This window comes from Actinomycetospora sp. 2LY8.5, assembly GCF_057180585.1.
Map to the genome: position 1 here is coordinate 210,063 of NZ_JBXUHE010000005.1, position 25,390 is coordinate 235,452.

At 73.4% G+C, this 25,390-nt stretch carries 23 protein-coding genes, 1 tRNA gene and 1 other RNA gene; 15 read left to right on the top strand and 10 right to left on the bottom strand.

What is annotated here, in order from left to right; all coding sequences use genetic code 11:
* Window positions 1-56 precede the first annotated feature (56 nt).
* Window positions 57-1,343 (top strand): Gfo/Idh/MocA family protein, encoded by a 1,287-nt coding sequence (locus AC2A1K_RS09460; protein ID WP_483896061.1) that lies wholly within the window; start codon window positions 57-59, stop codon window positions 1,341-1,343.
* On the top strand, window positions 1,310-2,239 hold the full coding sequence (locus tag AC2A1K_RS09465) for a TIGR03619 family F420-dependent LLM class oxidoreductase (protein WP_483896062.1): 930 nt from the start codon (window positions 1,310-1,312) through the stop codon (window positions 2,237-2,239). Before AC2A1K_RS09460 ends, AC2A1K_RS09465 begins: the two co-directional genes overlap by 34 nt.
* A gap of 50 nt (window positions 2,240-2,289) precedes the next feature.
* Here the strand turns inward: AC2A1K_RS09465 and AC2A1K_RS09470 are convergent, their stop codons facing one another.
* Genes AC2A1K_RS09470 through AC2A1K_RS09480 form a run of 3 tightly spaced genes read right to left on the bottom strand, consistent with a single transcriptional unit; the run spans window position 2,290 to window position 5,285 of the window.
* Window positions 2,290-3,399 (bottom strand): ROK family transcriptional regulator, encoded by a 1,110-nt coding sequence (locus AC2A1K_RS09470; protein WP_483896063.1) that lies wholly within the window; start codon window positions 3,397-3,399, stop codon window positions 2,290-2,292.
* A gap of 51 nt (window positions 3,400-3,450) precedes the next feature.
* Window positions 3,451-4,446, bottom strand: coding sequence for a Gfo/Idh/MocA family protein (locus AC2A1K_RS09475; protein ID WP_483896064.1), 996 nt, complete (start codon window positions 4,444-4,446; stop codon window positions 3,451-3,453).
* Window positions 4,447-4,472: 26 nt separating this feature from the next.
* Complete coding sequence (locus AC2A1K_RS09480; RefSeq protein ID WP_483896065.1) at window positions 4,473-5,285, bottom strand: LmeA family phospholipid-binding protein; 813 nt, start codon at window positions 5,283-5,285, stop codon at window positions 4,473-4,475.
* Between the two features lie 402 nt (window positions 5,286-5,687).
* Here AC2A1K_RS09480 and AC2A1K_RS09485 point away from each other — a divergent pair, with 402 nt between their 5' ends.
* Entirely contained in the window at window positions 5,688-6,326 is a 639-nt protein-coding gene (locus tag AC2A1K_RS09485) for a LysE family translocator (protein ID WP_483896066.1), read from the top strand.
* Between the two features lie 115 nt (window positions 6,327-6,441).
* Here AC2A1K_RS09485 and AC2A1K_RS09490 read toward each other — a convergent pair.
* Window positions 6,442-6,526, bottom strand: a tRNA-Ser gene (locus AC2A1K_RS09490).
* Between the two features lie 85 nt (window positions 6,527-6,611).
* On the opposite strand from AC2A1K_RS09490, the gene ffs reads away from it, so the two are divergent.
* An RNA gene (gene ffs, locus AC2A1K_RS09495) (signal recognition particle sRNA small type) lies at window positions 6,612-6,706 on the top strand.
* A gap of 51 nt (window positions 6,707-6,757) precedes the next feature.
* On the top strand, window positions 6,758-8,860 hold the full coding sequence (locus AC2A1K_RS09500) for a DNA polymerase III subunit gamma and tau (protein WP_483896067.1): 2,103 nt from the start codon (window positions 6,758-6,760) through the stop codon (window positions 8,858-8,860).
* 3 nt (window positions 8,861-8,863) lie between these two features.
* Here the strand turns inward: AC2A1K_RS09500 and AC2A1K_RS09505 are convergent, their stop codons facing one another.
* The 3 genes from AC2A1K_RS09505 to AC2A1K_RS09515 form a co-directional block, all read right to left on the bottom strand.
* Window positions 8,864-9,706 (bottom strand): DMT family protein, encoded by an 843-nt coding sequence (locus AC2A1K_RS09505; RefSeq protein ID WP_483896068.1) that lies wholly within the window; start codon window positions 9,704-9,706, stop codon window positions 8,864-8,866.
* A 3-nt stretch (window positions 9,707-9,709) separates the two neighbouring features.
* Complete coding sequence (locus AC2A1K_RS09510) at window positions 9,710-10,831, bottom strand: MGDG synthase family glycosyltransferase (RefSeq protein WP_483896069.1); 1,122 nt, start codon at window positions 10,829-10,831, stop codon at window positions 9,710-9,712.
* A gap of 109 nt (window positions 10,832-10,940) precedes the next feature.
* Window positions 10,941-12,791, bottom strand: a complete 1,851-nt coding sequence (locus tag AC2A1K_RS09515; protein ID WP_483896070.1) for a S9 family peptidase — start codon at window positions 12,789-12,791, stop codon at window positions 10,941-10,943.
* Between the two features lie 98 nt (window positions 12,792-12,889).
* On the opposite strand from AC2A1K_RS09515, the gene AC2A1K_RS09520 reads away from it, so the two are divergent.
* The gene (locus AC2A1K_RS09520; protein WP_337704887.1) at window positions 12,890-13,210 is read left to right on the top strand and encodes a YbaB/EbfC family nucleoid-associated protein; all 321 of its coding nucleotides are present in this window, start codon (window positions 12,890-12,892) and stop codon (window positions 13,208-13,210) included.
* 27 nt (window positions 13,211-13,237) lie between these two features.
* Window positions 13,238-13,861 (top strand): recombination mediator RecR, encoded by a 624-nt coding sequence (recR, locus tag AC2A1K_RS09525; RefSeq protein ID WP_483896071.1) that lies wholly within the window; start codon window positions 13,238-13,240, stop codon window positions 13,859-13,861.
* Window positions 13,862-13,864: 3 nt separating this feature from the next.
* Here the strand turns inward: recR and AC2A1K_RS09530 are convergent, their stop codons facing one another.
* The gene (locus AC2A1K_RS09530; RefSeq protein ID WP_483896072.1) at window positions 13,865-14,053 is read right to left on the bottom strand and encodes a hypothetical protein; all 189 of its coding nucleotides are present in this window, start codon (window positions 14,051-14,053) and stop codon (window positions 13,865-13,867) included.
* Between the two features lie 207 nt (window positions 14,054-14,260).
* Here AC2A1K_RS09530 and AC2A1K_RS09535 point away from each other — a divergent pair, with 207 nt between their 5' ends.
* Both AC2A1K_RS09535 and AC2A1K_RS09540 read left to right on the top strand, forming a co-directional pair.
* Entirely contained in the window at window positions 14,261-15,190 is a 930-nt protein-coding gene (locus tag AC2A1K_RS09535; protein WP_483896073.1) for a helix-turn-helix domain-containing protein, read from the top strand.
* Window positions 15,191-15,272: 82 nt separating this feature from the next.
* The gene (locus tag AC2A1K_RS09540; RefSeq protein ID WP_483896074.1) at window positions 15,273-15,443 is read left to right on the top strand and encodes a DUF397 domain-containing protein; all 171 of its coding nucleotides are present in this window, start codon (window positions 15,273-15,275) and stop codon (window positions 15,441-15,443) included.
* A gap of 225 nt (window positions 15,444-15,668) precedes the next feature.
* Here AC2A1K_RS09540 and leuA read toward each other — a convergent pair whose 3' ends face one another.
* Window positions 15,669-17,480 carry a 2-isopropylmalate synthase gene (gene leuA, locus AC2A1K_RS09545; protein ID WP_483896075.1) on the bottom strand — a complete coding sequence of 604 codons (1,812 nt, stop codon included), beginning with the start codon at window positions 17,478-17,480 and terminating at the stop codon, window positions 15,669-15,671.
* 305 nt (window positions 17,481-17,785) lie between these two features.
* Between leuA and AC2A1K_RS09550 the strand changes: the two genes are divergently transcribed.
* The 6 genes from AC2A1K_RS09550 to AC2A1K_RS09575 all read left to right on the top strand — a co-directional run bounded on the left by AC2A1K_RS09550 (window position 17,786) and on the right by AC2A1K_RS09575 (window position 23,309).
* Window positions 17,786-18,145, top strand: a complete 360-nt coding sequence (locus AC2A1K_RS09550; RefSeq protein ID WP_483896076.1) for a hypothetical protein — start codon at window positions 17,786-17,788, stop codon at window positions 18,143-18,145.
* Between the two features lie 103 nt (window positions 18,146-18,248).
* The gene (locus AC2A1K_RS09555) at window positions 18,249-19,514 is read left to right on the top strand and encodes an aspartate kinase (protein ID WP_483896077.1); all 1,266 of its coding nucleotides are present in this window, start codon (window positions 18,249-18,251) and stop codon (window positions 19,512-19,514) included.
* Between the two features lies 1 nt (window position 19,515).
* Window positions 19,516-20,571 (top strand): aspartate-semialdehyde dehydrogenase, encoded by a 1,056-nt coding sequence (locus AC2A1K_RS09560; protein ID WP_483896078.1) that lies wholly within the window; start codon window positions 19,516-19,518, stop codon window positions 20,569-20,571.
* Window positions 20,572-20,732: 161 nt separating this feature from the next.
* Entirely contained in the window at window positions 20,733-21,200 is a 468-nt protein-coding gene (locus AC2A1K_RS09565) for a Fur family transcriptional regulator (protein WP_483896166.1), read from the top strand.
* Between the two features lie 9 nt (window positions 21,201-21,209).
* Window positions 21,210-22,694, top strand: coding sequence for a catalase (locus AC2A1K_RS09570; protein WP_483896079.1), 1,485 nt, complete (start codon window positions 21,210-21,212; stop codon window positions 22,692-22,694).
* Between the two features lie 135 nt (window positions 22,695-22,829).
* Window positions 22,830-23,309 (top strand): Dps family protein, encoded by a 480-nt coding sequence (locus AC2A1K_RS09575; protein ID WP_483896080.1) that lies wholly within the window; start codon window positions 22,830-22,832, stop codon window positions 23,307-23,309.
* Window positions 23,310-23,463: 154 nt separating this feature from the next.
* Here the strand turns inward: AC2A1K_RS09575 and AC2A1K_RS09580 are convergent, their stop codons facing one another.
* Window positions 23,464-25,329 carry a S9 family peptidase gene (locus AC2A1K_RS09580; protein ID WP_483896081.1) on the bottom strand — a complete coding sequence of 622 codons (1,866 nt, stop codon included), beginning with the start codon at window positions 25,327-25,329 and terminating at the stop codon, window positions 23,464-23,466.
* Between the last annotated feature and the right edge of the window lie 61 nt (window positions 25,330-25,390).

The following is a 25,390-nucleotide window of genomic DNA, read 5'->3' on the forward strand; positions in this document are numbered from 1 at the left end:
CCCCGATGGGGGCAGGATGGACGGTTCGGAGCGAGCGGCGGCAGGGAGGAGCGCGCGTGAGCCTCGGGCCAGGTCCGGTGCGGGTCGGCATCGTCGGCGCGGGCGGCCGGGGCCGGCTGCACGCCCGCAACGTGCAGCGGGCCGGCGGCCGCGTGACGGCGATCGCCGAGCCGGTCCGGCTGCGTCGCGAGCAGGTGGCCGACACCCACGGCGTGCCCGCCGCCGCCCGGTTCGCGCACTGGAGCGACCTCGCCGAGCGGGGCGCCGGTCTCGTCGACGTGGTCGTCATCGCGACCCAGGACCACGACCACGCCGGTCCGGCCGTCGCGTTCGCGGAGCGCGGGCTGCACCTGATCTGCGAGAAGCCGATCGCCCCCGACGAGCCCGAGGCCCGGCGCGTCGCCGCGGCGGTGCGGCGCGCGGGCGTGCAGTTCACGATCTGCCACCCGCTGCCCTACGCGCCGTCGACCCGAGCGCTGGTGGCCGGGCTCCGCGACGGGCGGATCGGCGACCTCGTGTCGGTCCAGCACCTGGAGCCGGTCGGCGCGTGGCACTTCGCCCACTCCTACGTCCGGGGGTCGTGGCGCCGGGAGGACCTCGCGTCCTCGCTGCTGCTCGCCAAGTGCAGCCACGACATCGACCTGCTCACCCACCTGATCGGCGACCGCCCCGCGCGGCTCGCGTCGTTCGGGCGGCTGAGCCACTTCCGGTCCGACCGCCGGCCCGAGGGCGCGGCGGCCCGGTGCCTCGACTGCGCCGTCGAGCCGACCTGCCCGTACTCCGCGCCGCGGCTCTACCACTCGTGCCTCGGAGATCCCGACTGGGAGCACCAGCTGCTCGGAGCGGTCACCGACGTGCCGACCCCGGAGGCCCTCGACGAGGCGCTGCGCGACGGGCCCTACGGGCGTTGCGTCTACTGGTGCGACAACGACGTCGTCGACCACCAGGTCGTCGCGTTCGAGTTCGACAGCGGGATCACCGCGACCCACACCGTCACCGCGTTCTCCGAGCCGGCCCCGCGCCAGACCCGGGTGTTCGGCACCCACGGCGCGGTCGAGAGCGACGGGCGGGTCCTGCGTTTCCACGACTTCCGCGCGCACCCGGACCGGGCCGTCGAGACGGTGACCACCGGCGACGGGCGCGCGCCGCACCACGAGGGCGACGAGGAGCTGGTGCGGGCCTTTCTCCGGGCGGTCGCCGGCGACGAGCCCGCCGGCAACCTGACCGGGATCGAGGAAGCGCTGACCAGCCACCGCATCGTCTGGGCGGCGGAACGGGCGCGCCGCTCCGGCGAGACCGAGCGCATGACGTGGGAGCCGGCCCCGGCGCGAGCGTGCGGATGAAGGTCGGCATCACCGTCCCCAACTTCGGGCCGGCGGCGACCGCGGACTCGCTGCGGGCCTGGGCCGCGGTCGTCGAGGACGCCGGGTTCGACTTCCTCATGGTCGGCGACCACGTCGCGGCCACCCCCGACGTCACCGCCGCCTACCCCGGCCCGTTCTGGGAGCCGCTGACGCTGCTGGGCTACCTCGCCGGCGTCACCCACCGGGTGGAGCTCGGCACCACCGTGCTCGTCGTGCCCTACCGCGACCCACTGCTGACCGCGCGCAGCCTCGCCGGACTCGACCAGCTCAGCGACGGCCGCCTGCTCGTCGGCGTCGGGGTCGGCTGGGCGGACGACGAGTTCGCCGCGCTCGGGCTCGACCCGCGCCGCCGCGGTGAGATCACCGACGAGTACCTTCGCGCGCTGCTCGCGCTGTGGTCCGACGACGTCGTGAGCTTCGCCGGGCGCCACGTCGCGTTCACCGACGTCGACACCCGGCCCCGCCCGCGGCGCCGTCCTCACCCGCCGCTGTGGGTCGGCGGCAACGGCGCGGCGGCGCGGCACCGCGCCGTCCGCTTCGGCGCTGCCTGGCACCCCCTGCGCACGCCCGCCGGCTGGCTGCGGACGACCGGGCTGCCGCGCCTGCGGTCCGCGGCCGCGGACGCCGGGCGCCCCGTGCCCGCGCTGGCCCCGCGGGTCGTGCTGCACACCACCGCCGAGCGGCGCCCCGACGGCGACCGCCTCACCGGCGAGGGCCGCCCCGACCAGATCCGGGCCGATCTCGGGGAGCTCCGCGCCCTCGGCGCCACCCACGTCCTGCTCGACACCCACCGCGACGCCGAGGCCGCCCGGATCGACGACCACGCCGCGCAGCGCGCGCTCGTCGAGGACGCGGCGCAATGGGTCTGGACCTGACCGGCCGGCGTGACCACCGGAGGCGGGACCGAACCGGCGTGCCGCGCCACTCAGCCCCGGCCGGAGACCAGGCTCTCCCAGGCCCGGCGCCGCGCCTCGGCCAGCGCGCCCCAGAGCGGGGCGCTCTCACCGAGCGCGCCGGCGACCACGGGTACCTCGCGCGGCGCCAGCTCGGCGACCGTGGCCTCGACGTGCGGCCGCAGCCCGGGGGTGAGGCCGACGGGGCCGCCCAGGACCAGCAGCGCGGGGTCGATGATCGCGCAGACCGCCACCGCCGCCTCGCCCAGGGTGCGCCCGGCGCGCGCGAGCGCCGCGTCGTCGAGCGAGCCCCCGGCGACCAGGGACTGCGCGGCGACCGCCTCGCCGAACCGCAGGCGCCCGGAGCCCTCGCCGAACGGGAGGTAGCCGATCTCGCCGGCGAGACCTCGTGCTCCGCGGACCAGCACGCCGTCGAGCACCAGCCCCAGCCCGACGCTGTGCCGCTCGCCGACGTAGAGGTACGCGAACGTCGCGGTGTCGACCGCGGCGCCGTGGTCGCGCTCGGCGAGGGCCGCGAAGTTCACGTCGTTGTCGAGCACGACCATCGCCGGGTCGACGCCGTGCACGTCGTCGACGCCCACCACCCCCGCCGGGAAGGCGGACTCGTGCAGCTGGACCACCCGGCCGGTGGCCGGGTCGACGGGGTTCGCGATCGACACCGCCACCGCGCGCACCGGGCGTCCGTCGGCACGCCACCGCTCGCCGAGGGCGGTGAGCACCTCATGGAGGCGCGGGGCGACGCGGCCGTCGTCGGGCGGGTCGTGGTCGGCGCGCTCGAGGCCGCGACCGGCGAGGTCGCCGACGGCGGTACGCACGACGCCGCGGTTGATCTCGACCGCGACGACGACGCCGGCCCCGGGCGCCAGGTCGTAGAGGGTCGCGACGGCGCCCGGCACGCCGGAGCGCGGGCCGACGGCGACGAGGACCGCGTCGGCCTCGAGGCGGCGCACGGCCTCGCTGATCGCCGGCGGCGAGATGGCCGTCCGGCGCGACAGCTCGGCCCGGGTCAACGGCCCGTCCTCGGCGGCGAGACAGTCGAGGATCGCGCGCTCGGTGGTGGCGCGCCGCAGGCCGCTGTGCGGGGACGTGCCCCGGGACGAGTCCTGCTCCCGATCGGCCATGACACCTCCTGCCGTTCCGGTGCAGGGTAGGGCGCCGGACGGGAAGCAGGGTCACACCGCGGTGTCGTCCTCCCGGAAGACGAGGCCGAGCTGATCCGCGGCCTCGGCGAGCACGCCCTGCACGGCGAGCGTGTCGTCGAGGGGCATGACGGCGCTCTCGCTGCGGCCCGCGCGCAGGCACTCGGTGACCTCGACGAGCTCGTGGAAGTAGCCCGCGCCGGTGGCCGGCAGCTCGATGCGCTCGCCGGGGTCGTTGGTGTCGTGGTGCAGGACGATCGTGCTCGGGTGGTGGAACCGGGGCAGCACGTCGATCCAGCCCGTCGTCCCGAACACCCGCGCCTGGCCCGGCGACGGGCTGTGGAACGACGTCTGCAGCGTCGCGTAGCGGCCGTCCTCGAACGCCAGCAGCATCGCCCCGTCCGCGTCGACGCCGGTGGTCTCGCGGGACGCGACCGCCGTGACGCGGTCCGGCGCGCCCAGCACCATCTGGGCGAACGACACGGGGTAGACGCCGAGGTCGAGCAGCGCGCCGCCCCCGAGCTCGGGGGCGAAGAGCCGGTCGGTGGGGTCGACGTCGCGCACGGTGCCGAGGTCGGCCTGCACCGAGCGCGGCTCGCCGATCGCGCCCTCGGCGATGAGCTCGCGCATCCGCACGACGGCGGGCTGGAAGCGCGTCCACATCGCCTCCATCGCGAACACGCCGCGGGTGCGCGCGGTGTCGACGACCCGCCACGCGCCGGCGAGCGTCGCGGTGAACGCCTTCTCGACCAGCACGCCCTTGCCGGCCTCGAGGCAGGCCACCGCGAGCGCCGCGTGCTGGGGATGTGGCGTGGCGAGGTAGACGACGTCCACATCCGGGTCGTCGACGAGCTCGCGGTAGGACCCGTGGGCGTTCGGGGCGCCGTGCCTCTCCGCGAAGGCCCGGGCGCGCTCGGCCGAGCGCGAGCCGACCGCCGTGAGCGTGGCGCCCTCGACCAGGGCGAGGTCCTCGGCGACCTTCGCGGCGATGCGGCCGGGCCCGGCGATCCCCCAGCGGATGTCGTGCATGGGGCTCACTGTGTCAGCGGTCCCCGTCACGACCCCGGGCGGGCCAGCAGGTCCACGTCGCGCGCCGTCCCGGACACGACGAGCTCACCGTTCTCGGCGCGCAGGTCGGTCGCGGTGATGGAGAAGGGCAGCTGACCGGGGTCGACGCTCGTCGAGAATCCCGCGAGCTGGCGGCGCAGCGCGCCGGCCGCGATCTGCCCGGCGGCATCCTCGCCGCTCTCGGCGCGGATGTCGCGCGCCTGCAGCGTGATGCGCCCGCCGGAGAGCCGGAAGGACGCGATCACGGAAACCTGCACCGGCTGGCCGGCCACGGTCCGCGTCGAGGTCAGGCGCACCGCCGACGCGGGGTCGATGTCGGCGAGGGCGCTGCTGCTGCCCGAGGCCCCGGAGTCGTCGGCGTCGGCCTCGGCGCGCAGCCGCTCGAGGTCGGCCGCGGTGAGCGGCTCGATGGTCAGCTCGCCGACGTCGAGCAGACGGGCGAGGTCGGTGGGGTTCACCCGCGCCGCGGCGACGACCTGCTCGGTGGGGATCTCGCGGACCTGCCCGTTCACCAGGCTCTCGAGCGGCACCGACACCCCGGAGAGGCGCGCGGTCAGCGTGAGGTCCTGCAGCTCGCCGTAGCGGATGCCCGGCGCCGAGAGCTCGACGTCGTCGAACTCCCCGGACAGGGCCTGGGTGAGGAACGGGAAGCCGCGCACGTCGACGGCCGGCTCGGCGGGCAGCGAGAGCGAGTCCTGCAGCGCCACGGCGACGCGATCCTCCGCGATCCAGCGCGCCCCGAAGTCGACGCCCACGACCACGGCGACGAGGACGAGCAGGCTGATGAGGCATCCGCGCACGGACGACACGGTGTCATCGTGTCGGAGCGTGGCCGGGCCGGGGGCTCAGCGACGCGTCTCGACCGTCGGATCGCGGTCCTCGCCCGGAACGGCGAGAGCCAGGCGGCGCTGGAGCCGACGTGGGGTCCACGCACGAACGCCGGCCCGTCATCGGTCGTTCGTGCCTAGCTGTCCTGAGACAGCCTCGGCTGGGGCAGCGATAGCGCCAGCATCAATCGAGACGGGTCTCATCGAGTACCCCTGAACCAGTAATCTCCGCGACAATCTCCGCGACACGTCGGAACGACGAAACAGACTTGCTGTCGGGAGAACGCGACGGTCAAGGAATGACTGTTGTTCGTCCTTCGGTCGGTGCGGCATTCGTCGTGCTGGGCGCCCTGCGGGCGAGGCTACTGTGAGTAGATGCCCAGCTCAACGGCAGTTCTGATCTTCGTTCTCGGCACGGTTGTCTTCTTGGTGGTTCCCGGTCCGGGGATGCTGTTCATCCTGGGCCGCGCGATCGCGCTGGGGCGTCGCGCTGCGCTGGTCTCCGCCGCAGGCAACTACGTAGGAGTGCTCGTGCTACTGGCCGGTGTCTCGCTCGGCGTCGGTCTGCTCGTGGAACGCATCGCGGTTGCTCTCGTCGTCCTCAAGTTCGCCGGCGCCGCCTACCTCGTCTGGCTGGGTCTCCAGGCCTACCGCCACCGAGGCCAGCTCGCGGAGGCGCTGACCAAGTCTGGAGGCGCGCCTGCGCCCGGCCGGGCGTTCGTCGAGGGCGCGGTCGTTGGGCTGACCAACCCCAAGGCCATCGTCTTCTTCGCGACGGTGCTTCCGCAGTTCACCGACTCCGCTCGGGGAGCGGTCGGCCTGCAGGTCGCCGTCTTCGGGCTCGTGTTCTGCACGCTGGCAGCCGTGATGGACGCGGTCTGGGCCCTCGGTGCCGGCTCGGCGCGCGACTGGTTTGCCACCTCACCCAGGCGCCTTCGTCGGCTGGGCGGTGCCGGCGGGCTGACGATGATCGGGCTTGGGATCGGAGTCGCCGCAACAGGACGCCATCCCTGACGTCGCGCGCTCGACACGGCCTCGGACCCGGCAACTGAGACCTTGACGGAGCCCCGGAGACGACGATGCCGGCCGGCCCTCGCAGGCCGACCGGCGCTCGTGCTGGTCACAGCGGCGGAGGATACGGGATTCGAACCCGTGAGGGTGTTACCCCAACACGATTTCCAATCGTGCGCCTTAGGCCGCTCGGCCAATCCTCCGCCCGACAGGATACCGGGTCCCCCGGCGCGCTCCGGGCGACGGGCGGGGCGGGTCGGCGGGATGCGGCCCTTCGTTACACTGGCGCACGGACCCCGCGCGGCGTCCATCCTGTGAACTCCCCCAGGGCCGGAAGGCAGCAAGGGTCAGCGGGCTCTGGCGGGTGCGCGGGGTCCCCTTCTCTTCTCCGGGACCGGGCGCTCGTCGTCGGACCGCCCGCGTAGCCTCGCCCTGTGGCTCTGGCGCTCTACCGCAGGTACCGGCCGGCGACGTTCGCCGAGGTCGTCGGGCAGGAGCACGTCACCGATCCGCTGCGCACGGCGCTCGCGGCCGGCCGTATCAACCACGCGTACCTCTTCTCCGGCCCACGCGGCTGCGGCAAGACCTCGAGCGCCCGCATCCTGGCCCGCTCGCTCAACTGTGTGCAGGGCCCGACGCCCGATCCGTGCGGTGTGTGCGACTCGTGCGTGGCGCTCGCACCCAACGGACCCGGATCGCTGGACGTCACCGAGATGGACGCCGCGAGCCACAACGGCGTCGACGACGCCCGTGAGCTGCGCGACCGCGCCCACTTCGCGCCGGTCGCCTCCCGCTACCGCGTCTTCATCATCGACGAGGCGCACATGGTCACCACGGCGGCGTTCAACGCGCTGCTCAAGGTGGTCGAAGAGCCGCCCGAGCACCTCATCTTCATCTTCGCGACCACCGAGCCGGAGAAGGTGCTCACCACCATCCGGTCGCGCACCCACCACTACCCCTTCCGCCTGCTGCCGCCGAGCACGTTGCGCGGGCTGCTCGAGCGGATCTGCATCGACGAGGGCGTGACGGTCGAGCCGGCGGTGTACCCATTGGTCGTCCGCGCGGGCGGTGGCTCGGCGCGCGACTCGCTCTCGGTGCTCGACCAGCTGCTCGCCGGCGCCGACGACGCCGGCGTCACCTACGCGCACGCCGTCGGCCTGCTCGGCGTCACCGACGTGGCGATCCTCGACGACGTCGTCGACGCGCTCGGCGCCCAGGACGGCCCGGCGGTGTTCGGTGCGGTCGACCGGCTCGTCGAGGCCGGGCACGACCCGCGGCGCTTCGCGTCCGACCTGCTCCAGCGCCTGCGCGACCTGATCCTCGTGCAGGCGGTCCCGGACGCCGGCGAGCGCGGGCTGGTCGACGTGCCCGCCGACGAGCTGGAGCGCATGGTCGACCAGGCCCAGCGCCTCGGTCCCGCGGCGCTGGCCCGGTACGCCGAGCTGGTGCACACCGCGCTCACCGAGATGCGCGGGGCGACGGCGCCACGGCTGCTGCTCGAGTTGGTGTGCGCGCGCATGCTGCTGCCCGCGGCGTCGTCCGAGGACGCGGCGATGGTGCAGCGCCTCGAGGGCGTCGAGCGGCGGCTGGCGCTGGGGGCCTCCGGTGCTCCGTCCGGTGCGGGCGCCGAGGGGGCGGACGACCCGGCACGCTTCACCCGTCCGTCGCAGCGTGAGAAGGCGTCCGAGCAGGCGCCGTCGAAGGCCGGCGGGCTCGACGCCACCGTCGAGCCTCCCACCGAACGCCCGACGGCCACGGTCGAGAGCCGCGACGAGCCGCCGCGTGACGTGCCGCGTCCCCCGTCCCGTCCGGAGCAGGCCCGCCCGGAGCAGACCCGCCCGGAGCAGTCTCGTCCGGAGCAGGGCCGGCCCGAGCCGCCGGCGCGTCCGCCGCGGCCGGAGGCTCCGGCCGAGGCGCCCGCGGCGGGCGCCATGGACGCCGCCGGTCTGCGGCGGGTGTGGCCCGAGGTGATGAACCAGGTCCGCGAGCGCAACAAGCCCACGCACGCGCTGCTGCAGAACGCGACGGTGACGGCGGTCGAGGGCACCACGGTCACGCTCGGGATGCCGACGCCGCCGCTGGCGCGCCAGCTCTCCCAGCCCAACCGCGCCGACCACGTCGCCGCGGCGCTCGGCGCGGTGCTCACGGGGCAGTGGACGGTGCAGGCCGTCCACGGCACGGGGGGCGACGCGCCGAGTCGCCCGGAGCCGACCGCCCGCCAGCGACCCGACCCACCGAAGCGCCCCGAGCGCCCCCGTCGCGAGGAGGCGCCGGCTCAGGAGAGACCGCCGGCACGGGAGCAGGCGCGCGAGCCAGGCCCGCCGCAGCGCCCGAGCCGTCCGGCGCCCGGGCCCGCGGACGTCCCTCCGCCGCCGGAGCCGCCGCCCGAGGACGGCGAGGTCACCGAGGAGGACATGTACAACGAGGCCGCCGCCGACCCGGGCGGCGGCGCCGGGGGCCCGCGCGTCGACCCGGAGGAGGCGGCCATGGAGCTGCTGACCTCGCAGCTCGGGGCCCGGCGGGTCGACGGGCGGTAGGGCTCAGCGCGCCGGCACCGGTTCCGGCACGGGGTCGAGCAGGCGGACGCCGACGACGGCGAGGCCCGCGGCCAGCACGATCCCGGCGGTCGTCGGGGCGTCGAGGGCGATCCGCTCCCCGAACCACGTGGCGCCGATGACCGTGGCGACCAGCGGGTCGGCGAGCAGGATGACCGTGACCACCGGCCCGGCGCGCCGGGCCCGGGCGAGCGCCCGCTGGCTCGCCACGAACGCCGCGGGGCCGACGACCAGGAGCAGGACCGCGGCCAGGGCGTACTGCGGGTCGGTCAGCAGGGCGCCGGGAGCGCGGGCCAGCACGGCCAGCAGGCAGGCGGCGAGCCCGTAGCCGGCCCCGCAGGCCAGCGCGAGGCCCAGCGCGCCGGGCGCACCGGGCCGTCGCCGCGCCCACCCGAGCCCGGCGACCACGACCGCCCCGACGCCGAGCAGGCTCAGCACGACCGGGGTACCGGTCGGGTCGACGGGGCCCTCCGCCGCGGCGAGGGGCCCGAGCAGCACGACCGCGAGGACCGGGCCGAGCATCGCGAGCCCGACACCGAGCAGCGGGCCGCGCCCGGGCAGTCGCCGCGCCAGCAGGGACTCGCCGACCGTCGTCCAGGCCACCGCCGTCGCGAGCAACGCCTGCACCACGACGACCGCGCCCCCGGCCAGCGCCACCGCCTGCAGCGCGCTCGCGACGACCGAGGCGCCGGTCCCCGCGAGCCACCAGGGCCGCCGCAGGACCCGACGGTCCGCGGTGCCGCCCAGCTCGTGCGTCGCCCGCTGCTGGGCGACCACCGCCGCGCCGGCCGCGGCGGCCGAGCCGACGGCGAGCACCTCGGCGAGCACGGGCTACCCGGCCGCGGACAGCGCCGGTTCGGCGAGCGCGCCCGCGTGGCGGGCGACGACGGCGGAGGCGTCGCGCTCCTCGGTCCACCACGGCCGCGGTGGACGCCGGCGCGGGGGTCGTGCGCCGAACCCGTCGATCGCGGCGACGAGCTCGTCGGGACCCCGCAGCCACGGCGCGATCCCGGCCTCGTCGAGGACCGCGGCGTTGGCGCGGCCGTGCCCGGGGATCGGGCGGTAGGTCACGGCCGGCAGCCCGGCGACGAGCGCCTCGGTGAACGACAGCCCGCCCGCGTTGTGCACGAGCACGTCGGCGGCCGCCATGAGCTCGGGGACGTCGTCGCGCCAGCCCAGCGTCACCACCCGCGCGCGACCGGCGAGCCGGGCGCGCAGCTTCGCGTTGCGCCCGCAGGCGACGACCGACCACGCGCGCGGGTGCCGCCCGAGCGCGTCGACCGCCTTCTCGACCTCGCCCATCCCCAGCGAGCCCGAGACGAGCAGGGCCATGGGCACGTCGTCGGGCACGCCCAGCTCCGTGCGCACCCGCCCGCGGGTCGCGACGGGCATCGGGCGCGAGAAGCGCGGCGCGCACAGCGGCCCGACGCTGCGCAGCGGGACGCCGTAGCGCGCGCCGTCGACGGCCGTGGCGTCGGTGACCGTGAGGTGCTCGTCGAGGCCGGGATGGCACCAGAGGCGGTGCGCGGCGGGGTCGGTGAGGAAGGTCAGCGCGGGCACACCGAGCCGCCCGTCCGCGCGCAGCGCGCCCAGGGTGCGGCCGGCGAGGGGGTAGGTCGCGACGACCGCGTCGACGTCCCGGGTGGCCGCGAGCACGGGGGCCTCGGTGACCCGGATCAGGTGCCCGGTGACGACGCTCGCGGGCCGGCGCGGGTACTCGAGGTCGGTGAAGATCCGGTCGAACAGCGCCGGGGCGTGGTGCACCGACGGCGCGTAGAGGTCGCGCAGGCTCCGCCGGCCCCAGCGGGGGAGCAGGGCGGTCCAGTCGAGCACGTGGGCGTCCACGCCCCGGCGGTCGAGCCGGCGCACGAGCTCGCGGGCCGCGCCGTCGTGGCCCTGGCCGATGGCGGCGCTGAGGACCAGGACCCGGGATCTCGAGTGGGCAGACGGCATCGAGGGGGCGCTCCGGCATCGCTCGGCATCGCGGACACCGTCACCTCATCCGAGCCGTCGGGGCGGAGGGTGAACGCGCGGTGAGCACCGGCGGTGGATCACGTGGCGGTCAGCCCGCGAGCACCCGTGCCAGGAACGCCACCGCGCGCGGGTAGGCGTCGAGCCGGTTGACCCGCTTCGCGAGCCCGTGCCCCTCGTCGTCGTAGACCGCCATCTCGACCTCCACGCCGTTGCTCCGTACCGCCGCGGCCACCTGCTCGGCCTCGGAGAGCGGTACCCGCGGGTCGTTGGCGCCGTGGATGACGAACAGCGGGGCGCGCACGTCGCCGATGCGGTTCAGCGGCGACGCGCGCTCGAGGAACTCGCGGTCGCGCTCGAGCGAGCCGTACTCCCGCTCGCGGTGCGCGCGGCGGTAGGCCGAGGTGTTCTCGAGGAAGGTCACGAGCGAGGAGATGCCGACGATGTCGACGCCCGCGGCCCAGAGCTGTGGCTGGAACGCGAGGCCCGCGAGCACCATGTAGCCGCCGTACGACCCGCCCCACAGCGCCGCCCGCGCGGGGTCGAGACCGAGCTGGGGGAGGTAGGCGTGCAGGGCGGCGAGGTCGGCCACCGAGTCGAGACGGCGTTCGACGTCGTCGAGCGAGTACCAGCGCTTCCCGTAGCCCACCGAGCCGCGGACGTTCGGCACGAGCACGGTGTGCCCGTCACCGACGAGCGCCTGCACGATCGCCGAGAACGAGCGCACCGACTGCCCCTCGGGACCGCCGTGCACGATCGTCACGCTGGACCCGGACGGCGTGGCCGGCGCGTAGACGAAGCACGGCACGGTCTCGCCGTCCGGCGTGGGGACGCCGTGGCTGGTCGGGTCGACGAGGTCCAGGCCAGGAGGGAGGGACGCAGCCAGGGGCTCGCGCGACGAGGCCGCCACGGCCGCGCGTCCGCATTCGGCGTCGACGATGAGGACGTCGGCCGGCGACGCGGGGTCGGTCCAGGTGACCGCGAGGCCGGTGGAGTCCGGGGACCAGCGCGGGGCGGTGAGGAAGTCGGCGACCCCGCTGCGCAGCTCGGGCGGCAGGGCGATCGCACGCACGAAGGTGCCGTCGGCGTCGTGCACGGCGAGTCGGCTGGCGCCGTCGTCGTCGGTGACCACGAGCAGTCGGCGGCCGTCGGGGGACAGGCGCGCGGCGACGTCATGGGCGTCGTCGGTGACCAGCCACGTCAGCGCCCCCGTGGCGACGTCGAGGCGCGCGACGCCGAGGTGGTCGCGGCCGGCGTCGGTGGTGATCACCGCCGCTGCCGCACCATCAGGGCCGCCGGGCAGCCACTCGGGGCAGAGGTGGCGGGCGTGCTCGTCGGCGTCGGTGAGCTCGGTGACGGTGTCGCCGGCCAGCAGCAGGACCTGCGAGCTCAGCGCGGGGCGGCCGGGCCGGGTCATGAGGGCCCGGGTGTGGTCGGGGGCGATCGCGGCGTTCCCGACCATGCCGCCGCCGTCGTAGAGGACGGTCTCTGCGTCGTCTCCCGGGCCGGCGTCGACGTCGCGGACGACGAGGTCGAAGTCGACGCCGTTGCGGCGGTTGGTGACGTAGGCGATGCGGCCGCCCTCGAGGACCTCGACGAGCCCGTGGATGTGGTCGGGGTCGCGGACCAGGGGGGTCAGCCCGTCCTCGCCGACGGGCTCGTCCACGGCGTCAGGGTCGAGCAGCGAGAGCTGGGCGCGCTCGTTCCCGCCGGCGTCGTGGGAGACGACGACGGTCCGGCGACCGGGGAGGTAGCGCCCGTGCACGGCGCCGGGCAGGGCCGTGAGCGGCACCCGGCTCCCGTCGGGGCGGAGCTCGACGAGCTGGACGGAGCCGGACGCGTCGTGGCCGGCGAGGATGCGCCCCGCGGCGTCGACGTCGAAGGCGCGCCAGGAGGTCGCGTCGAGGAGGCGGTGCAGCAGGGTGTCGCTCGCGGTGGTCATCACCGCGGAGCCTGCCTCCTCGCGGGGTGCGACGGCGAGCGGGCGGGCGCGGTTACGCTGGTGACGTGCAACCCGGTCAGAACCCTGAAGGCATGGACATGGGCGCGCTGCTGCAGCAGGCGCAGGCGATGCAGGAGCAGCTGATGTCCGCCCAGGCGGAGCTGGCCGAGGCCGAAGTCACCGGCCAGGCGGGCAACGGCCTGGTCACCGTCACGCAGACCGCGGCCGGCGAGATCCGTTCCGTGAAGATCGACCCGAAGGTCGTCGACCCGGACGACGTCGAGACCCTGCAGGACCTCGTGGTCGGCGCGCTCGCCGACGCGGCCCAGGCGGCGGCCGACCTGCAGGCGGAGAAGATGGGCCCGCTCGCCGGCGGGCTCGGGGACATGGGCGGCGGGCTGGGCCTGCCCGGGCAGTAGTGCCGGGACGCGGAGCCAAGGAGAGCCGTGTTCGAGGGGCCGGTCCAGGATCTCATCGACGAGCTGGGCCGCCTGCCCGGCATCGGTCCCAAGAGCGCGCAGCGGATCGCGTTCCACCTGCTGGCGACCGAGGAGGCCGACGTCACGCGCCTGCAGGAGGCCCTGCAGAAGGTCAAGGTCGGCGTCGTCTTCTGCGACGTCTGCGGCAACGTGTCCGAGCAGCCCCGCTGCCGGATCTGCAGCGACGCGCGGCGTGACGCGACGCTCGTGTGCGTCGTCGAGGAGCCGAAGGACGTCTTGGCCGTCGAGCGCACCCGTGAGTTCCGCGGTCGCTACCACGTGCTGGGCGGGGCGCTCGACCCTCTGTCGGGCGTCGGGCCGGACCAGCTGCGGGTCCGCGAGCTGCTCACCCGCATCGGCGGCGCCGGCAGCGATCAAGGTGGGGAGCCGGAGATCGCCGAGGTCATCCTGGCCATGGACCCCAACACCGAGGGCGAGGCCACGGCCACCTACCTCGTGCGACTGCTGCGCGACTTCCCGGGCCTGACCGTCACCAAGCTGGCGTCCGGTCTGCCCATGGGCGGCGACCTCGAGTTCGCCGACGAGCTCACGCTCGGCCGCGCCCTCGCCGGTCGCCGCGCCCTCTCGTAGTCGTCAGACGCGGAAGTCCCGGCCGCGCGCTGGTGTGCGGCCGGCGACGATCACGTCCCTGTCGAGCGCCATCTCGGCGCGGTGCAGGCGGGCACTGCGACGTCGCGTCGCCTCGCGGTGCACCGAGATGCCCACGAGCACACCCACCACGAACAGGCTCCAGAAGACGACCACCGTGATGATGATCGTCATGGCGGTCATCGGTGCCCGCGGAACACTCCGCGGCGGCGCCCGCTCCTCGTAGCGATCATGTTGTCTGCCTCCCGTCGAGTCGTGCTGTCCACGTCTCCCGGCGTTGCGGCCGTACTCTGAGAGTGCCGTGTGTCACTGCACTGCACAAGTGTGTTCTGCAATTGCACACAACGATTGCGTGACGACATGCCGCCGACGGTCTACCGTGTGCACATCGAGACCGGCCGGGGGAGTCGGCGCACGTCCGCTCGATCCAGGAGGCGACGGATGACCTGGTCACCCGGCCCTGTGGTGACCCGCCGTCGCCTCGGAGGAGAGCTGAAACGCCTCCGCGAAGGCGCAGGTCTGAAGCTCGAGGACGTGGCCCGCAGGCTCGAGTGCTCGCAATCGAAGATCAGCCGTCTCGAGAACGGCAAGGGTGTGCCCCGGTGGCGCGACGTGCGCGACATGCTCGAGATCTACGGGGTCCGAGACGTCGAACTGCGTGAACGCCTCGAATCCTGGGCGCTCACTGGGAAGTCACCGATGTGGTGGCAGACGTTCAGCGACGTCCTGCCCGCGGACACGGCGCTGTACGTCGAGTATGAGTGGGACGCCGAAGAGATCAACGCGTACGAGGCGCACATCGTTCACGGACTCCTGCAGACACGGGACTACGCGCGGGGTGTCCTCGAAGCGGCGTGGGGGCAGACGCACACACCGGCACAGATCGAGCTGATGACCGAGGTCCGGATGCGGCGACAGGATGCGCTCGCCGCCGACCACGGGCTGACGTTCCGGTGCGTCATCGATGAGTCGACCTTGTATCGCGTCGTCGGCGACTCCGAGGTCCTCGCGCGCCAGGTCGAGCACCTCATCGAGGTTGCCGAAGCTGATCACGTCGATGTCCGCGTGCTGCCGTTCGCGGCCGGGCTGGTGCCCGCCAGCCGGGAATCGTTCGCGAGGTTGCGGTTCTCGGTCATCGAGCACGGGCTGATCTACGTCGAGCGCCCCGGCACGGCGAGCGAGTTCCTCGCCGACCCAGAGGAGGTCGCCCTCTACGACCGGCGGCTCGCCACGCTCGTCGAGGCATCGCTTCCGGAAGACCAGTCCGTTCCCCTCATGGAACGAGCGCTTCGGCGCATCAGCGATACCTGACGAGCGATCTCCGGTCGTGCACGCCGACCGTATCCGCTTGGATGCCGTCGTGACCGCGCCTCGAGCCCACCGTGATGCGACCGTGACTGTGAGCAGCTTCTGCTCTGACGGCAACTGTGTGGGCGTAGCGGTCGGCCAGAACGAGGTGCGCGTCGTGGACACGAAGTCGTCCGAGGCGCTTCGGTTCACCCCTGAGGAGTGGGCGGCGTTCGTCGCCGGCGTCAAGGCCGGCGAGTTCGACCTGCCCGGGTGAAGCCGGTCACGACCTCGTGGAGGTCGTGGCCCCGGTGGCGGGTCCCCCCGCCCGAGAGGGGATCCGCCACCGGACCAGCAAGATCCGGATTCGTGGAGCGAACGCTCCGCTCAGCGAGACATTCGCGCCACGAACCCGGATCTCGAAGCGCGCCGACGCGGGCTTGACCGCGAATCCGGTGACGATCCCACTCACGTCGGAGCGGGATCGTCACCGTGATCGTGCTCAGCGCATCGCGCGGTTGACCGCCGACACGACCGCCTTGAGGGACGCCGTGAGGATCGAGCCGTCGATGCCGATGCCCCAGACCTCGACGTCGCCCACGGCGGCCTCGACGTAGGCGGCCGCGCGCGCGTCGTCGCCGGCGGACATGGCGTGTTCCGCGTAGTCGAGGACCCGCACGTCGTAGCCCACCGAGGCGAGCGCGTCGACGAACGCGGCGATCGGGCCGTTGCCGACGCCGGTGACCTCGTGCAGGTCACCCTCGACCTTCAGCGTCGCGCTCAGCTCGGCCTTGCCGTCGTCGTGGGTCTGCACACGCGAGCTGACGAGCTCCAGCGGGACCCGACGCTGCAGGTACTCCTCGGTGAAGATGTCGTACATCTCCTTGGCGGAGACCTCGCCGCCCTCGGAGTCGGTGACCTCCTGGACGCGCCGGGAGAACTCGATCTGCAGGCGGCGCGGCAGGTCGAGCTGGTGCTCGGTCTTCATCAGGTAGGCGACGCCGCCCTTGCCCGACTGCGAGTTCACGCGGATGACGGCCTCGTAGGTGCGGCCGACGTCCTTCGGGTCGATGGGCAGGTACGGGACCTCCCACGGGTGCTGGTCGATGCCGTGCCCGGCCGCCTCGGCCTCGACGGCCATCGCCTGCAGGCCCTTGTTGATCGCGTCCTGGTGCGAGCCGGAGAACGCGGTGAACACGAGGTCGCCGCCCCAGGGGTGGCGCTCGCCGACGGGCAGCTGGTTGCAGAACTCGACGGTCCGGCGGACCTCGTCGATGTCCGAGAAGTCGATCTGCGGGTCGATGCCCTGGCTGAACAGGTTCATGCCCAGGGTCACCAGGCAGACGTTGCCGGTGCGCTCGCCGTTGCCGAACAGGCACCCCTCGACGCGGTCGGCGCCGGCCTGGACACCCAGTTCGGCGGCGGCGACGCCGGTGCCACGGTCGTTGTGGGGGTGCAGCGACAGGATGATCGAGTCGCGTCGAGCCAGGTTCCGGTGCATCCACTCGATGGAGTCGGCGTAGACGTTCGGCGTCGCCATCTCCACCGTGGCCGGCAGGTTGACGATCATCGGGCGCTCCGGCGTCGGCTCCCAGACGTCGCCGACCGCGTCGACGATCTCCTTGGCGTACGACAGCTCGGTGCCCGTGTAGGACTCCGGCGAGTACTGGAACCGCCAGTCGGTGCCCGGGCGCTTCTCGGCCTCGGCGCGCACCAGTCTCGCCCCGTCCGCCGCGATCTGCGTGATGCCGTCGCGGTCGGAGCGGAAGACCACGCGCCGCTGCAGGATCGAGGTCGAGTTGTAGAGGTGCACCACCGCGGAGTGGGCGCCCTCGAGCGACTCGAACGTGCGCGTGATCAGCTCCGGGCGCGCCTGCGTCAGGACCTGGATGCGGACGTCGGCGGGGACGGCGTCCTGCTCGATGATCTCGCGGACGAAGTCGAAGTCGGTCTGCGAGGCGGCGGGGAAGCCGACCTCGATCTCCTTGTAGCCCATGCGGACGAGCAGGTCGAACATGCGCCGCTTGCGGGCCGGGGACATCGGGTCGATCAGCGCCTGGTTGCCGTCGCGGAGGTCGACCGCTCCCCACATCGGCGCCCGGGTGATCACGCGGTCGGGCCAGGTGCGGTCCGGCAGCGAGATCTTCTCGACGAGGTCGGCGAACGGCTTGTAGCGGTCGACCGGCATGCGGCTGGTCCGCTGGGTGTTCCACGCCGGCTGGCCGGCCGGGATCTCGCCGTCGGGATGGACGACGGTCGAGCGGATGTCGGCGATGGGTTCGTCGTTGACCGGCGAGCCCGGGGTGATGCTCATGGGATGTCGCGCTCCTGCCTGCTGCACTGCGAGGGATGGCGACCGGCAGCGCGCATCACCCGCGGCGAGGGGCCGGTCCGTTCAGACCCCGCCGCGGCGGCGAAGGAGCAGCCCGGAGGCTGCGAGCGCGGGAGACATCGCCGGTCACGGTACGCCCGCGTCGTCGCCGCCCGGAAGTCCGGGGCGTCGTCCGGGGGCGTGTCGGTACAACGATCATGCCGTTCACCTGCGACGTTCGACCGTTGGGTGACCCAGGTCGCACCCTCGGCTACCGACGGGTTACTCGGCGTGCCATGATGACCCGCATGGCGCAGGATGCGGGCACGGAGACGTCCGAACAGCGGCGTTCGCACACCCAGGACGACCTCCGCGCGCTCACCCGGAAGGTCCTGACGGTGGCCGCCTCGGTCGTCCGCATCCTGACCGTGATCTTCGCGGCGATCCTGGTGATCCACGTGATCCTCGCGGTGGCCGGCGCCAACCCCGCGAACAGCATCACGATCTTCTTCCGCGACCTCGCGTCGAATCTGACGCTCGGCATCGGCGACCTGTTCATCCCGGCGAGCGAGTCGCTGCGGATCATCCTCAACTTCGGTCTCGCGGCCATCGTGTGGATCGTGATCGGCATCGTCGTGTCGAAGCTGCTCAACGCGCTCGCGCCGTAGCGGCCGCACCCCGCGTGACGTGGGGTTGCTCCCAGCCCGTGCACGGACCTGCCTCGGATAGGGTCGCGGTGATTCACCGACCAGCTCGTGGAGGTCCGTCGCGGTGGCACTCGTCGTCCAGAAGTACGGCGGCTCGTCCGTCCAGGACGCGGAGCGGATCCGCCGGGTCGCCGAGCGGATCGTGCGCACCGGCAAGGACGGCCACGAGGTCGTCGTCGTCGCCTCCGCCATGGGGGACACCACCGACGAGCTGACCGACCTCGCCATGCAGGTCCATCCGAGCCCGCCGCCGCGCGAGCTCGACATGCTCCTGACGTCGGGCGAGCGAATCTCGAACGCCCTGCTGGCCATGGCGATCAACGCCCAGGGCGGCCGCGCGCGCTCGTTCACCGGGTCGCAGGCTGGCATGATCACCACGGGCAAGCACGGCGACGCGCGGATCGTCGACGTCACGCCCGGCCGCATCCACGCCGCCCTCGCCGAGGACCACATCGCGCTCGTCGCGGGGTTCCAGGGCGTCAGCGTGGACTCGAAGGAGATCACCACCCTCGGCCGCGGCGGCTCGGACACGACCGCGGTGGCCATGGCCGCCGCGATGGAGGCCGACGTCTGCGAGATCTACACCGACGTCGACGGCGTCTACTCGGCCGACCCGCGCATCGTCGGAGACGCGAAGCTGCTCGAGACCATCACCTACGAGGAGATGCTCGAGATGGCCGCGTGCGGGGCCAAGGTGCTGCACCTGCGCGCCGTGGAGTACGCGCGCCGCGAGAACGTGCCGCTGCGAGTGCGTTCGTCGTACAACGACAAGCCCGGCACCACGATCGTCGGGTCCATCGAGGAGCTCAGCGTGGAACAGGCGGTCCTCACCGGAGTCGCACACGACCGGTCCGAGGCGAAGGTGACCGTGGTCGGCGTGCCCGACCAGCCCGGGTACGCGGCGCGCATCTTCCGCGCGATCGCGGACGTCGACGTCAACATCGACATGGTGCTGCAGAACATCTCGCACCTGCGGACGGGCCGGACCGACGTCACGTTCACGCTGCCGGTCAAGGACGGCCCGCGGGCGGTCGACGCGCTGACCGCGGTCAAGTCGGAGGTCGGCTTCTCCGACGTCCTCTACGACGAGCACGTCGGCAAGGTGACGCTGGTCGGCGCGGGCATGCGCAGCCACCCGGGCGTCACGGCCACCTTCTGCGAATCCCTCGCCGTCGCGGGCGTGAACATCGAGATGATGAACACCTCGGAGATCCGCATCTCCGCGCTGATCCGCGACACCCAGCTCGACGACGCCGTCCGGGCCCTTCACTCCGCCTTCGACCTCGGGGGCGACGAGGAGGCCGTGGTGCACGCAGGAACGGGTAGATGAGATGACCACGCTCGCCATCGTCGGAGCGACCGGAGCGGTCGGCTCGGTCATGATCGACATCATGGACGCGCGCGAGAGCGTGCCGTGGAGCGAGGTGCGGCTGGTCGCCTCGCCGCGCTCCGCCGGCAAGCGCCTGAGGGTCCGGGGCGAGGAGATCGAGGTCGTCGCGCTCTCGCCGGAGGCGTTCGACGGCGTCGACATCGCGATGTTCGACGTCCCCGACGCCGTCAGCGCGGAGTGGGCGCCGGTCGCGGTGGCGCGCGGGGCGATCGCCGTCGACAACTCCGGGGCGTTCCGGATGGACCCCGAGGTGCCGCTGGTGGTGCCCGAGGTGAACGCCGACCAGGCTCACGAGCGCCCCAAGGGCATCGTGTCCAACCCGAACTGCACGACGCTGTCGATGATGGCGGCCCTCGGCGCGCTGCACCGGGCGTTCGGGCTGCGCGAGCTGGTGGTCGCGAGCTACCAGGCGGCCTCCGGCGCGGGTCAGGAGGGCATCGACCGCCTGCAGGCCGAGCTCGCCGCCGTCGCCGGCAAGGGCGTCGGGTACCGGCGCGGGGACGTCGCGGAGGTCATCGCGGCCGCCGGCCTCCCGGTCGAGTCGCCCTTCCCCGCGTCGCTGGCGATGAACGTCGTGCCGTTCGCCGGCTCGGTCCGTGACGGCGGGTGGACCTCGGAGGAGCTCAAGGTCCGCAACGAGTCGCGGAAGATCCTCGGGCTGCCCGACCTCAAGGTCTCGGCGACGTGCGTGCGCGTCCCGGTCGTGACCACCCACTCGCTGTCGGTCCACGCGACCTTCGACCGCGAGGTGGACGTCGCCGGAGCCCAGCAGCTGTTGGCCGCCCAGCCGTCGATCGTGCTGGTCGACGAGCCGGAGGCGAAACGCTTCCCGACGCCGGCCGACGTCGTCGGCGAGGACCCCACCTACGTGGGCCGGATGCGCCAGGCGCTCGACTTCCCCAACACCCTCGACTTCTTCGTGTGCGGCGACAACCTGCGCAAGGGCGCGGCGCTGAACACCTATGAGATCGCCGAGGAGCTCGTCCGCAGCGCGTGACCCGGCCGCGCTTTTCTTGACCCGTTCCAGTCTCGGTGGCAGCGTGGGTCGATATGACGTCACCGACCGGTCCCCAGGACGCTGCGGACGACTCCGCGGCCGTCCCTGAGGCCGGCCCGGCCCCGGACCCGCGCCACCACGTCGCCGACCCGCGGGCGCGTCTGCGCGCCGCGGGTCTGCGCGTCACCGCACCGCGACAGGCGGTGCTCGGGGTCCTGGGTGAGTCCCCGCACTCCACGGCCGAGGCCGTGGCGTCGACGGTGCGCGCCCGGCTCGGGTCGGTGAGCACCCAGGCCGTCTACGACGTCCTCGCCGCGTGCGTGGACGCCGGCCTGGTGCGCCGGATCGAGCCCGCGGGCTCGGCGGCGCGCTACGAGACGCGGACCGGAGACAACCACCACCACGTGGTCTGCCGGTCGTGCGGCGCGACGGCCGACGTCGACTGCGTCGTCGACCATCGGCCGTGTCTGACTCCCTCCGACACCCGCGGCTTCGTCGTCGACGAGGCCGAGGTCGTCTTCTGGGGCACGTGCCCGACGTGCGTCGCGGCCGGATCGGGTACCCGGGAGTCCCGGCGCGCCGTCCGCGGTGCCGTCGCGGCCCTGCACGAGAGCCCACCACCACACTGAGAGGCGAACGTGACCACGACGAATCGCTCCTACGCCACCGATGACGCCGGGATCCCGGCGCCGAGCCACGAGTTCTCCGCCACGGTCGGGACCAACGGGCCCCTGGTGCTCCAGGACCACTATCTGATCGAGCAGATGGCGAACTTCAACCGGGAGCGGATCCCCGAGCGCCAGCCGCACGCCAAGGGCGCGGGCGCGTTCGCGAAGTTCGAGGTCACGCAGGACGTCACCGCCTACACCAAGGCCGCGGTGTTCCAGCCCGGCGAGACCACCGAGGGACTCATCCGGTTCTCGACGGTCGCCGGGGAGCGCGGCAGCCCCGACACGTGGCGGGACCCCCGCGGCTTCTCGCTCAAGCTCTGGACGCGCGAGGGCAACTGGGACATGGTCGGCAACAACACGCCGGTCTTCTTCATCCGCGACCCCATGAAGTTCCAGAACTTCATCCGGTCGCAGAAGCGCCTGGCCCGCAACGGGCTGCGCGACCACGACATGCAGTGGGACTTCTGGACGCTCTCGCCGGAGTCGAAGCACCAGGTCACGTGGCTGATGGGCGACCGCGGTCTGCCCGAGACCTGGCGTCACATGAACGGCTACGGCAGCCACACCTACATGTGGATCAACGCCGCCGGCGAGGAGTTCTGGGTCAAGTACCACTTCATCTCGGATCAGGGCATCAGGTGCCTCACCCAGGAGGAGGGCGACCGCCTCGCGGGCGCGGACGCCGACTACCACCGCCGTGACCTCTACGAGGCCATCGAGCGGGGAGAGTTCCCGACCTGGACCCTCAAGGTGCAGATCATGCCCTTCGAGGACGCCAAGACCTACCGGTTCAACCCGTTCGACCTGACCAAGGTGTGGCCGCACGGCGACTACCCCCTGCAGGAGGTCGGGAAGCTGACGCTGAACCGGAACCCCGAGGACTTCCACACCGAGATCGAGCAGGCCGCGTTCGAGCCGAACAACCAGCCCCCGGGGCTCGGCCTCTCGCCGGACAAGATGCTGCTGGCCCGCGGGTTCTCCTACGCGGACGCCCACCGTGCCCGCCTCGGGGTGAACTACAAGCAGATCCCGGTGAACGCGCCGAGGGGCACCGACGCCCACCCGTACACGGTCGCCGGCGCCATGCGCGTCGTGAACGCGCCGGACCCGGTCTACGCGCCCAACACCAAGGGCGGACCGCAGACGACCGAGACGATCCAGCCGCCGTCGTGGTACTCGGACGGAGAGATCCAGCGCGTCGCCTACGTGGCGCACCCCGAGGACTCCGACGAGGTCCAGGCCCGCACGATGATGCTCGAGGTCTGGGACGACGCCGCGCGCGACCGCTTCGTCGAGAACGTCTCCGGCCACCTCGCCGACGGCGTCGGCGACGACGTCCTGGCCCGCGCGTTCGACTACTGGAAGTCGATCGACGAGGGCGTCGGGCAGCGCGTCGAGGACCGCGTCCGCGAGCTCACCGGCAAGCAGGACAAGGTGCTCAGCCAGAGCTAGGTACTGAGCTCAGCCTCACCTCACGCGGCCCGTCTCACACCACGAGACGGGCCGTGTGGTGGTTTTCCACCCCGCTCCGGGGCATCCTTAAGACTGGAACCGTTCCAAACAACGGTGTCGAAGGAGCAGAACAGCATGGCCACCACCACGCCCATCACCAGCCCGCTGGCCGACGACGCGAAGCAGACCGTCGGCGCGGTCCTGCAGGATTCGCTGACGGACTTCGTCGACCTGTCCCTGACCGCCAAGCAGTGGCACTGGAACGTCGTCGGCAGCAACTTCCGCGAGGCGCACCTGCACCTCGACGAGCTCGTCGACCTCGCGCGTGCCTCCTCCGACGAGGTCGCCGAGCGCGCCGCCGCGCTGGGCGTCTCGCCCGACGGGCGCGCCGAGACGGTCGCGAAGAGCAGCGGCCTGCCCACCGCCGACGAGGGGTGGCGCAAGGTCGAGGACGTGAACCAGGCCGTCGTCGAGCACCTCGCGACGCTCATCGCGCGGATGCGCGAGCGCATCGCGGTCACCGACGAGCCGGACCCGGTCACCCAGGATCTGCTCATCGGCCAGACGGCCAAGCTCGAGGAGGCCCACTGGATGTGGCAGGCCAAGACGGCCTGATCCACCCGGGTCACCCGATCTGAGCGAAGGGCCCCTCGGGTCGACTAGGTCGACCCGAGGGGCCCTTCGCTCGTTCCAGGGCGGGCGCGGCCATTCCGGCGACGGGCGCCCCTCGCCGGTCTACGCGAGCGAAGGTGCCCTTCGGTCACAACCTTCAGGCGGGGACGGGCAGGCCCAGGGCCTCGCGGGCGAAGGCGATCTCGGCGACCGTGTGCTCGAGCGTCTCGGCGACGACGAGCGAGCCGTGGCCCGCGTCGTAGCGCACCATCGCGTACGGCACGCCGCGCTCGGCGAGGGCGTCGAGGTAGTTGTCGATCTGGCGGATGGGGCAGCGGGGGTCGTTCTCGCCGGCCAGCACCAGCACCGGCGCGCGGACCTGGTCGACCCAGGTCAACGGCGAGGCCTCGGTGTAGCGCTCCGGGACCTCCGACGGCGAGCCGCCGAACAGCGAGCGGTCGAAGGCGCGCAGCGGCTCCATCTCGTCCTCGTACGCCGCGAGGTAGTCCGCGACGGGGACCCCCGCGCAGCCGACCGCCCAGCGCTCGGGCTGGCGGCCGAGTCCCAGCAGCGTCAGGTAGCCGCCCCACGACCAGCCCTCGAGCACGCACGCGTCCGGGTCGGCGAGCCCCGACGACACGGCCCAGTCGTGCACGGCGGCGACATCCTCGAGCTCCGTGGTGCCCGGGCGCCCTTCGATGGCGTCGCGCCACGCCGACCCGTAGCCCGACGAGCCGCGGTAGTTCACGTGGACCACCGCGAAGCCGGCGTCCACCCACACCGCCCGCACCGGGGACCAGCGGTCCTCGTCAGCCGCCTGCGGCCCGCCGTGGATCATGACGACGGTCGGGACCGGACCGCTGGTGCCCTCCGGGCGCGTCCACAGCGCGTGCACCGGCCCGCCGGGGCCGTCGACCCACGCGTCGTCGAGCGCCACCGACCGCGCGGGTCGGTCGCCGGGCGGGGCGAGCAGCTCGGTGTCGGTGCCGTCGGGGTGCAGCGCGCGCACCGACGACGGGTGGGCCGCCGACGACCAGCCGTACTCGACCGTGCCGTCGGGGCGCACGTCCGCGCCGCCGACCGAGCCCGGCGCCGTCGGCAGGTCGGTGAGCTCGCCGGTCGCGAGGTCGTAGCGGTGCAGCGTCGTACGGCCCGCGCGGGTGTGCGCGACGAGCAGCGCCGAGGCGTCCGGGTAGAAACCCGCGGAGAGGTCGCCGGGCAGGTCGATGGCGACCTCGGACTCGGTGTCGGTGGCGAGGTCCCAGATCAGCAGCTCGTCGCGGCCCCGGCGCTCGTGGCCGACGAGCAGGCGCTGGTCGCCCTCGACCGGAGCGAACTCGATGGGGTCGAGGCCCTGGCCCTCGCCGTCGTGGCGCTCGCCGACGGTCGCGCCGTCGGCGAGGCGCAGCACGCGGATCGCCGGGTGGCGGGAGTCGCCGTGCTCGGCGTGCGAGATCGCCAGCAGCGTCTCGTCGCGGGAGAGCGCGCCGATCCCGGCGTCCTCGGTGTGGGTGTAGACGACACGCGCGTCCCCGAACCCGGAGCCGTCGCCCTCGCTCACCGCCAGCGTCGAGCCGTCGTCGGTCGACCACCCGACGGCGACCGTGCGCCGACCGAGCTCGAGCCCCGCGGGGTAGCCCGGTGTCGCGCCGGCGACGGCGGGAGATGCCGTCCCGCCTTCGAAGGGCTCGGACACCCACACCCCGAACTCGTCGCCGTCGGTGTCGTCGAACCACCAGATCGTGCTGCCGTCGGTGCTCGCGGCGCCGCCGCGGGTGCCGTGCGGGCGGTCGGTGACGCGCCGGTGGGTGTCGGTCGCGCGGTCCCAGGCGTAGATCTCCCAGGTGCCGGTGGCGTTCGACGAGTAGACGCTGCGCTCCGGGGCGTCGCGGGCCCAGTCCGGCACCGAGATGCGCGCGGCCGTGAAGCGGCCCCGCCACCTCGCCTCGGCGGCGGGGTCGGCGAAGAGGGCGTCGGGAATCTCGGGGGCCGGGTCCGAGCGGCGGGGCGACGTCGGGGTCATACCCGGATCCTGCCTCCCGGAGTGCCGGGGCGGCGGCGTGGAGGGGTCGTGGGCGAGGATG

What these genes read in the sequence shown, in the direction of transcription:
- AC2A1K_RS09470 (WP_483896063.1), bottom strand. Translation starts at nt 3,399, where the DNA reads ATGGCCGATCGGGAGCAGGACTCGTCCCGGGGCACGTCCCCGCACAGC.
- AC2A1K_RS09475 (WP_483896064.1), bottom strand. Translation starts at nt 4,446, where the DNA reads ATGCACGACATCCGCTGGGGGATCGCCGGGCCCGGCCGCATCGCCGCG.
- AC2A1K_RS09485 (WP_483896066.1), top strand. Translation starts at nt 5,688, where the DNA reads ATGCCCAGCTCAACGGCAGTTCTGATCTTCGTTCTCGGCACGGTTGTC.
- AC2A1K_RS09510 (WP_483896069.1), bottom strand. Translation starts at nt 10,831, where the DNA reads ATGCCGTCTGCCCACTCGAGATCCCGGGTCCTGGTCCTCAGCGCCGCC.
- AC2A1K_RS09515 (WP_483896070.1), bottom strand. Translation starts at nt 12,791, where the DNA reads ATGACCACCGCGAGCGACACCCTGCTGCACCGCCTCCTCGACGCGACC.
- AC2A1K_RS09520 (WP_337704887.1), top strand. Translation starts at nt 12,890, where the DNA reads ATGGGCGCGCTGCTGCAGCAGGCGCAGGCGATGCAGGAGCAGCTGATG.
- AC2A1K_RS09530 (WP_483896072.1), bottom strand. Translation starts at nt 14,053, where the DNA reads ATGACGATCATCATCACGGTGGTCGTCTTCTGGAGCCTGTTCGTGGTG.
- leuA (WP_483896075.1), bottom strand. Translation starts at nt 17,480, where the DNA reads ATGAGCATCACCCCGGGCTCGCCGGTCAACGACGAACCCATCGCCGAC.
- AC2A1K_RS09550 (WP_483896076.1), top strand. Translation starts at nt 17,786, where the DNA reads ATGGCGCAGGATGCGGGCACGGAGACGTCCGAACAGCGGCGTTCGCAC.
- AC2A1K_RS09560 (WP_483896078.1), top strand. Translation starts at nt 19,516, where the DNA reads ATGACCACGCTCGCCATCGTCGGAGCGACCGGAGCGGTCGGCTCGGTC.
- AC2A1K_RS09575 (WP_483896080.1), top strand. Translation starts at nt 22,830, where the DNA reads ATGGCCACCACCACGCCCATCACCAGCCCGCTGGCCGACGACGCGAAG.
- AC2A1K_RS09580 (WP_483896081.1), bottom strand. Translation starts at nt 25,329, where the DNA reads ATGACCCCGACGTCGCCCCGCCGCTCGGACCCGGCCCCCGAGATTCCC.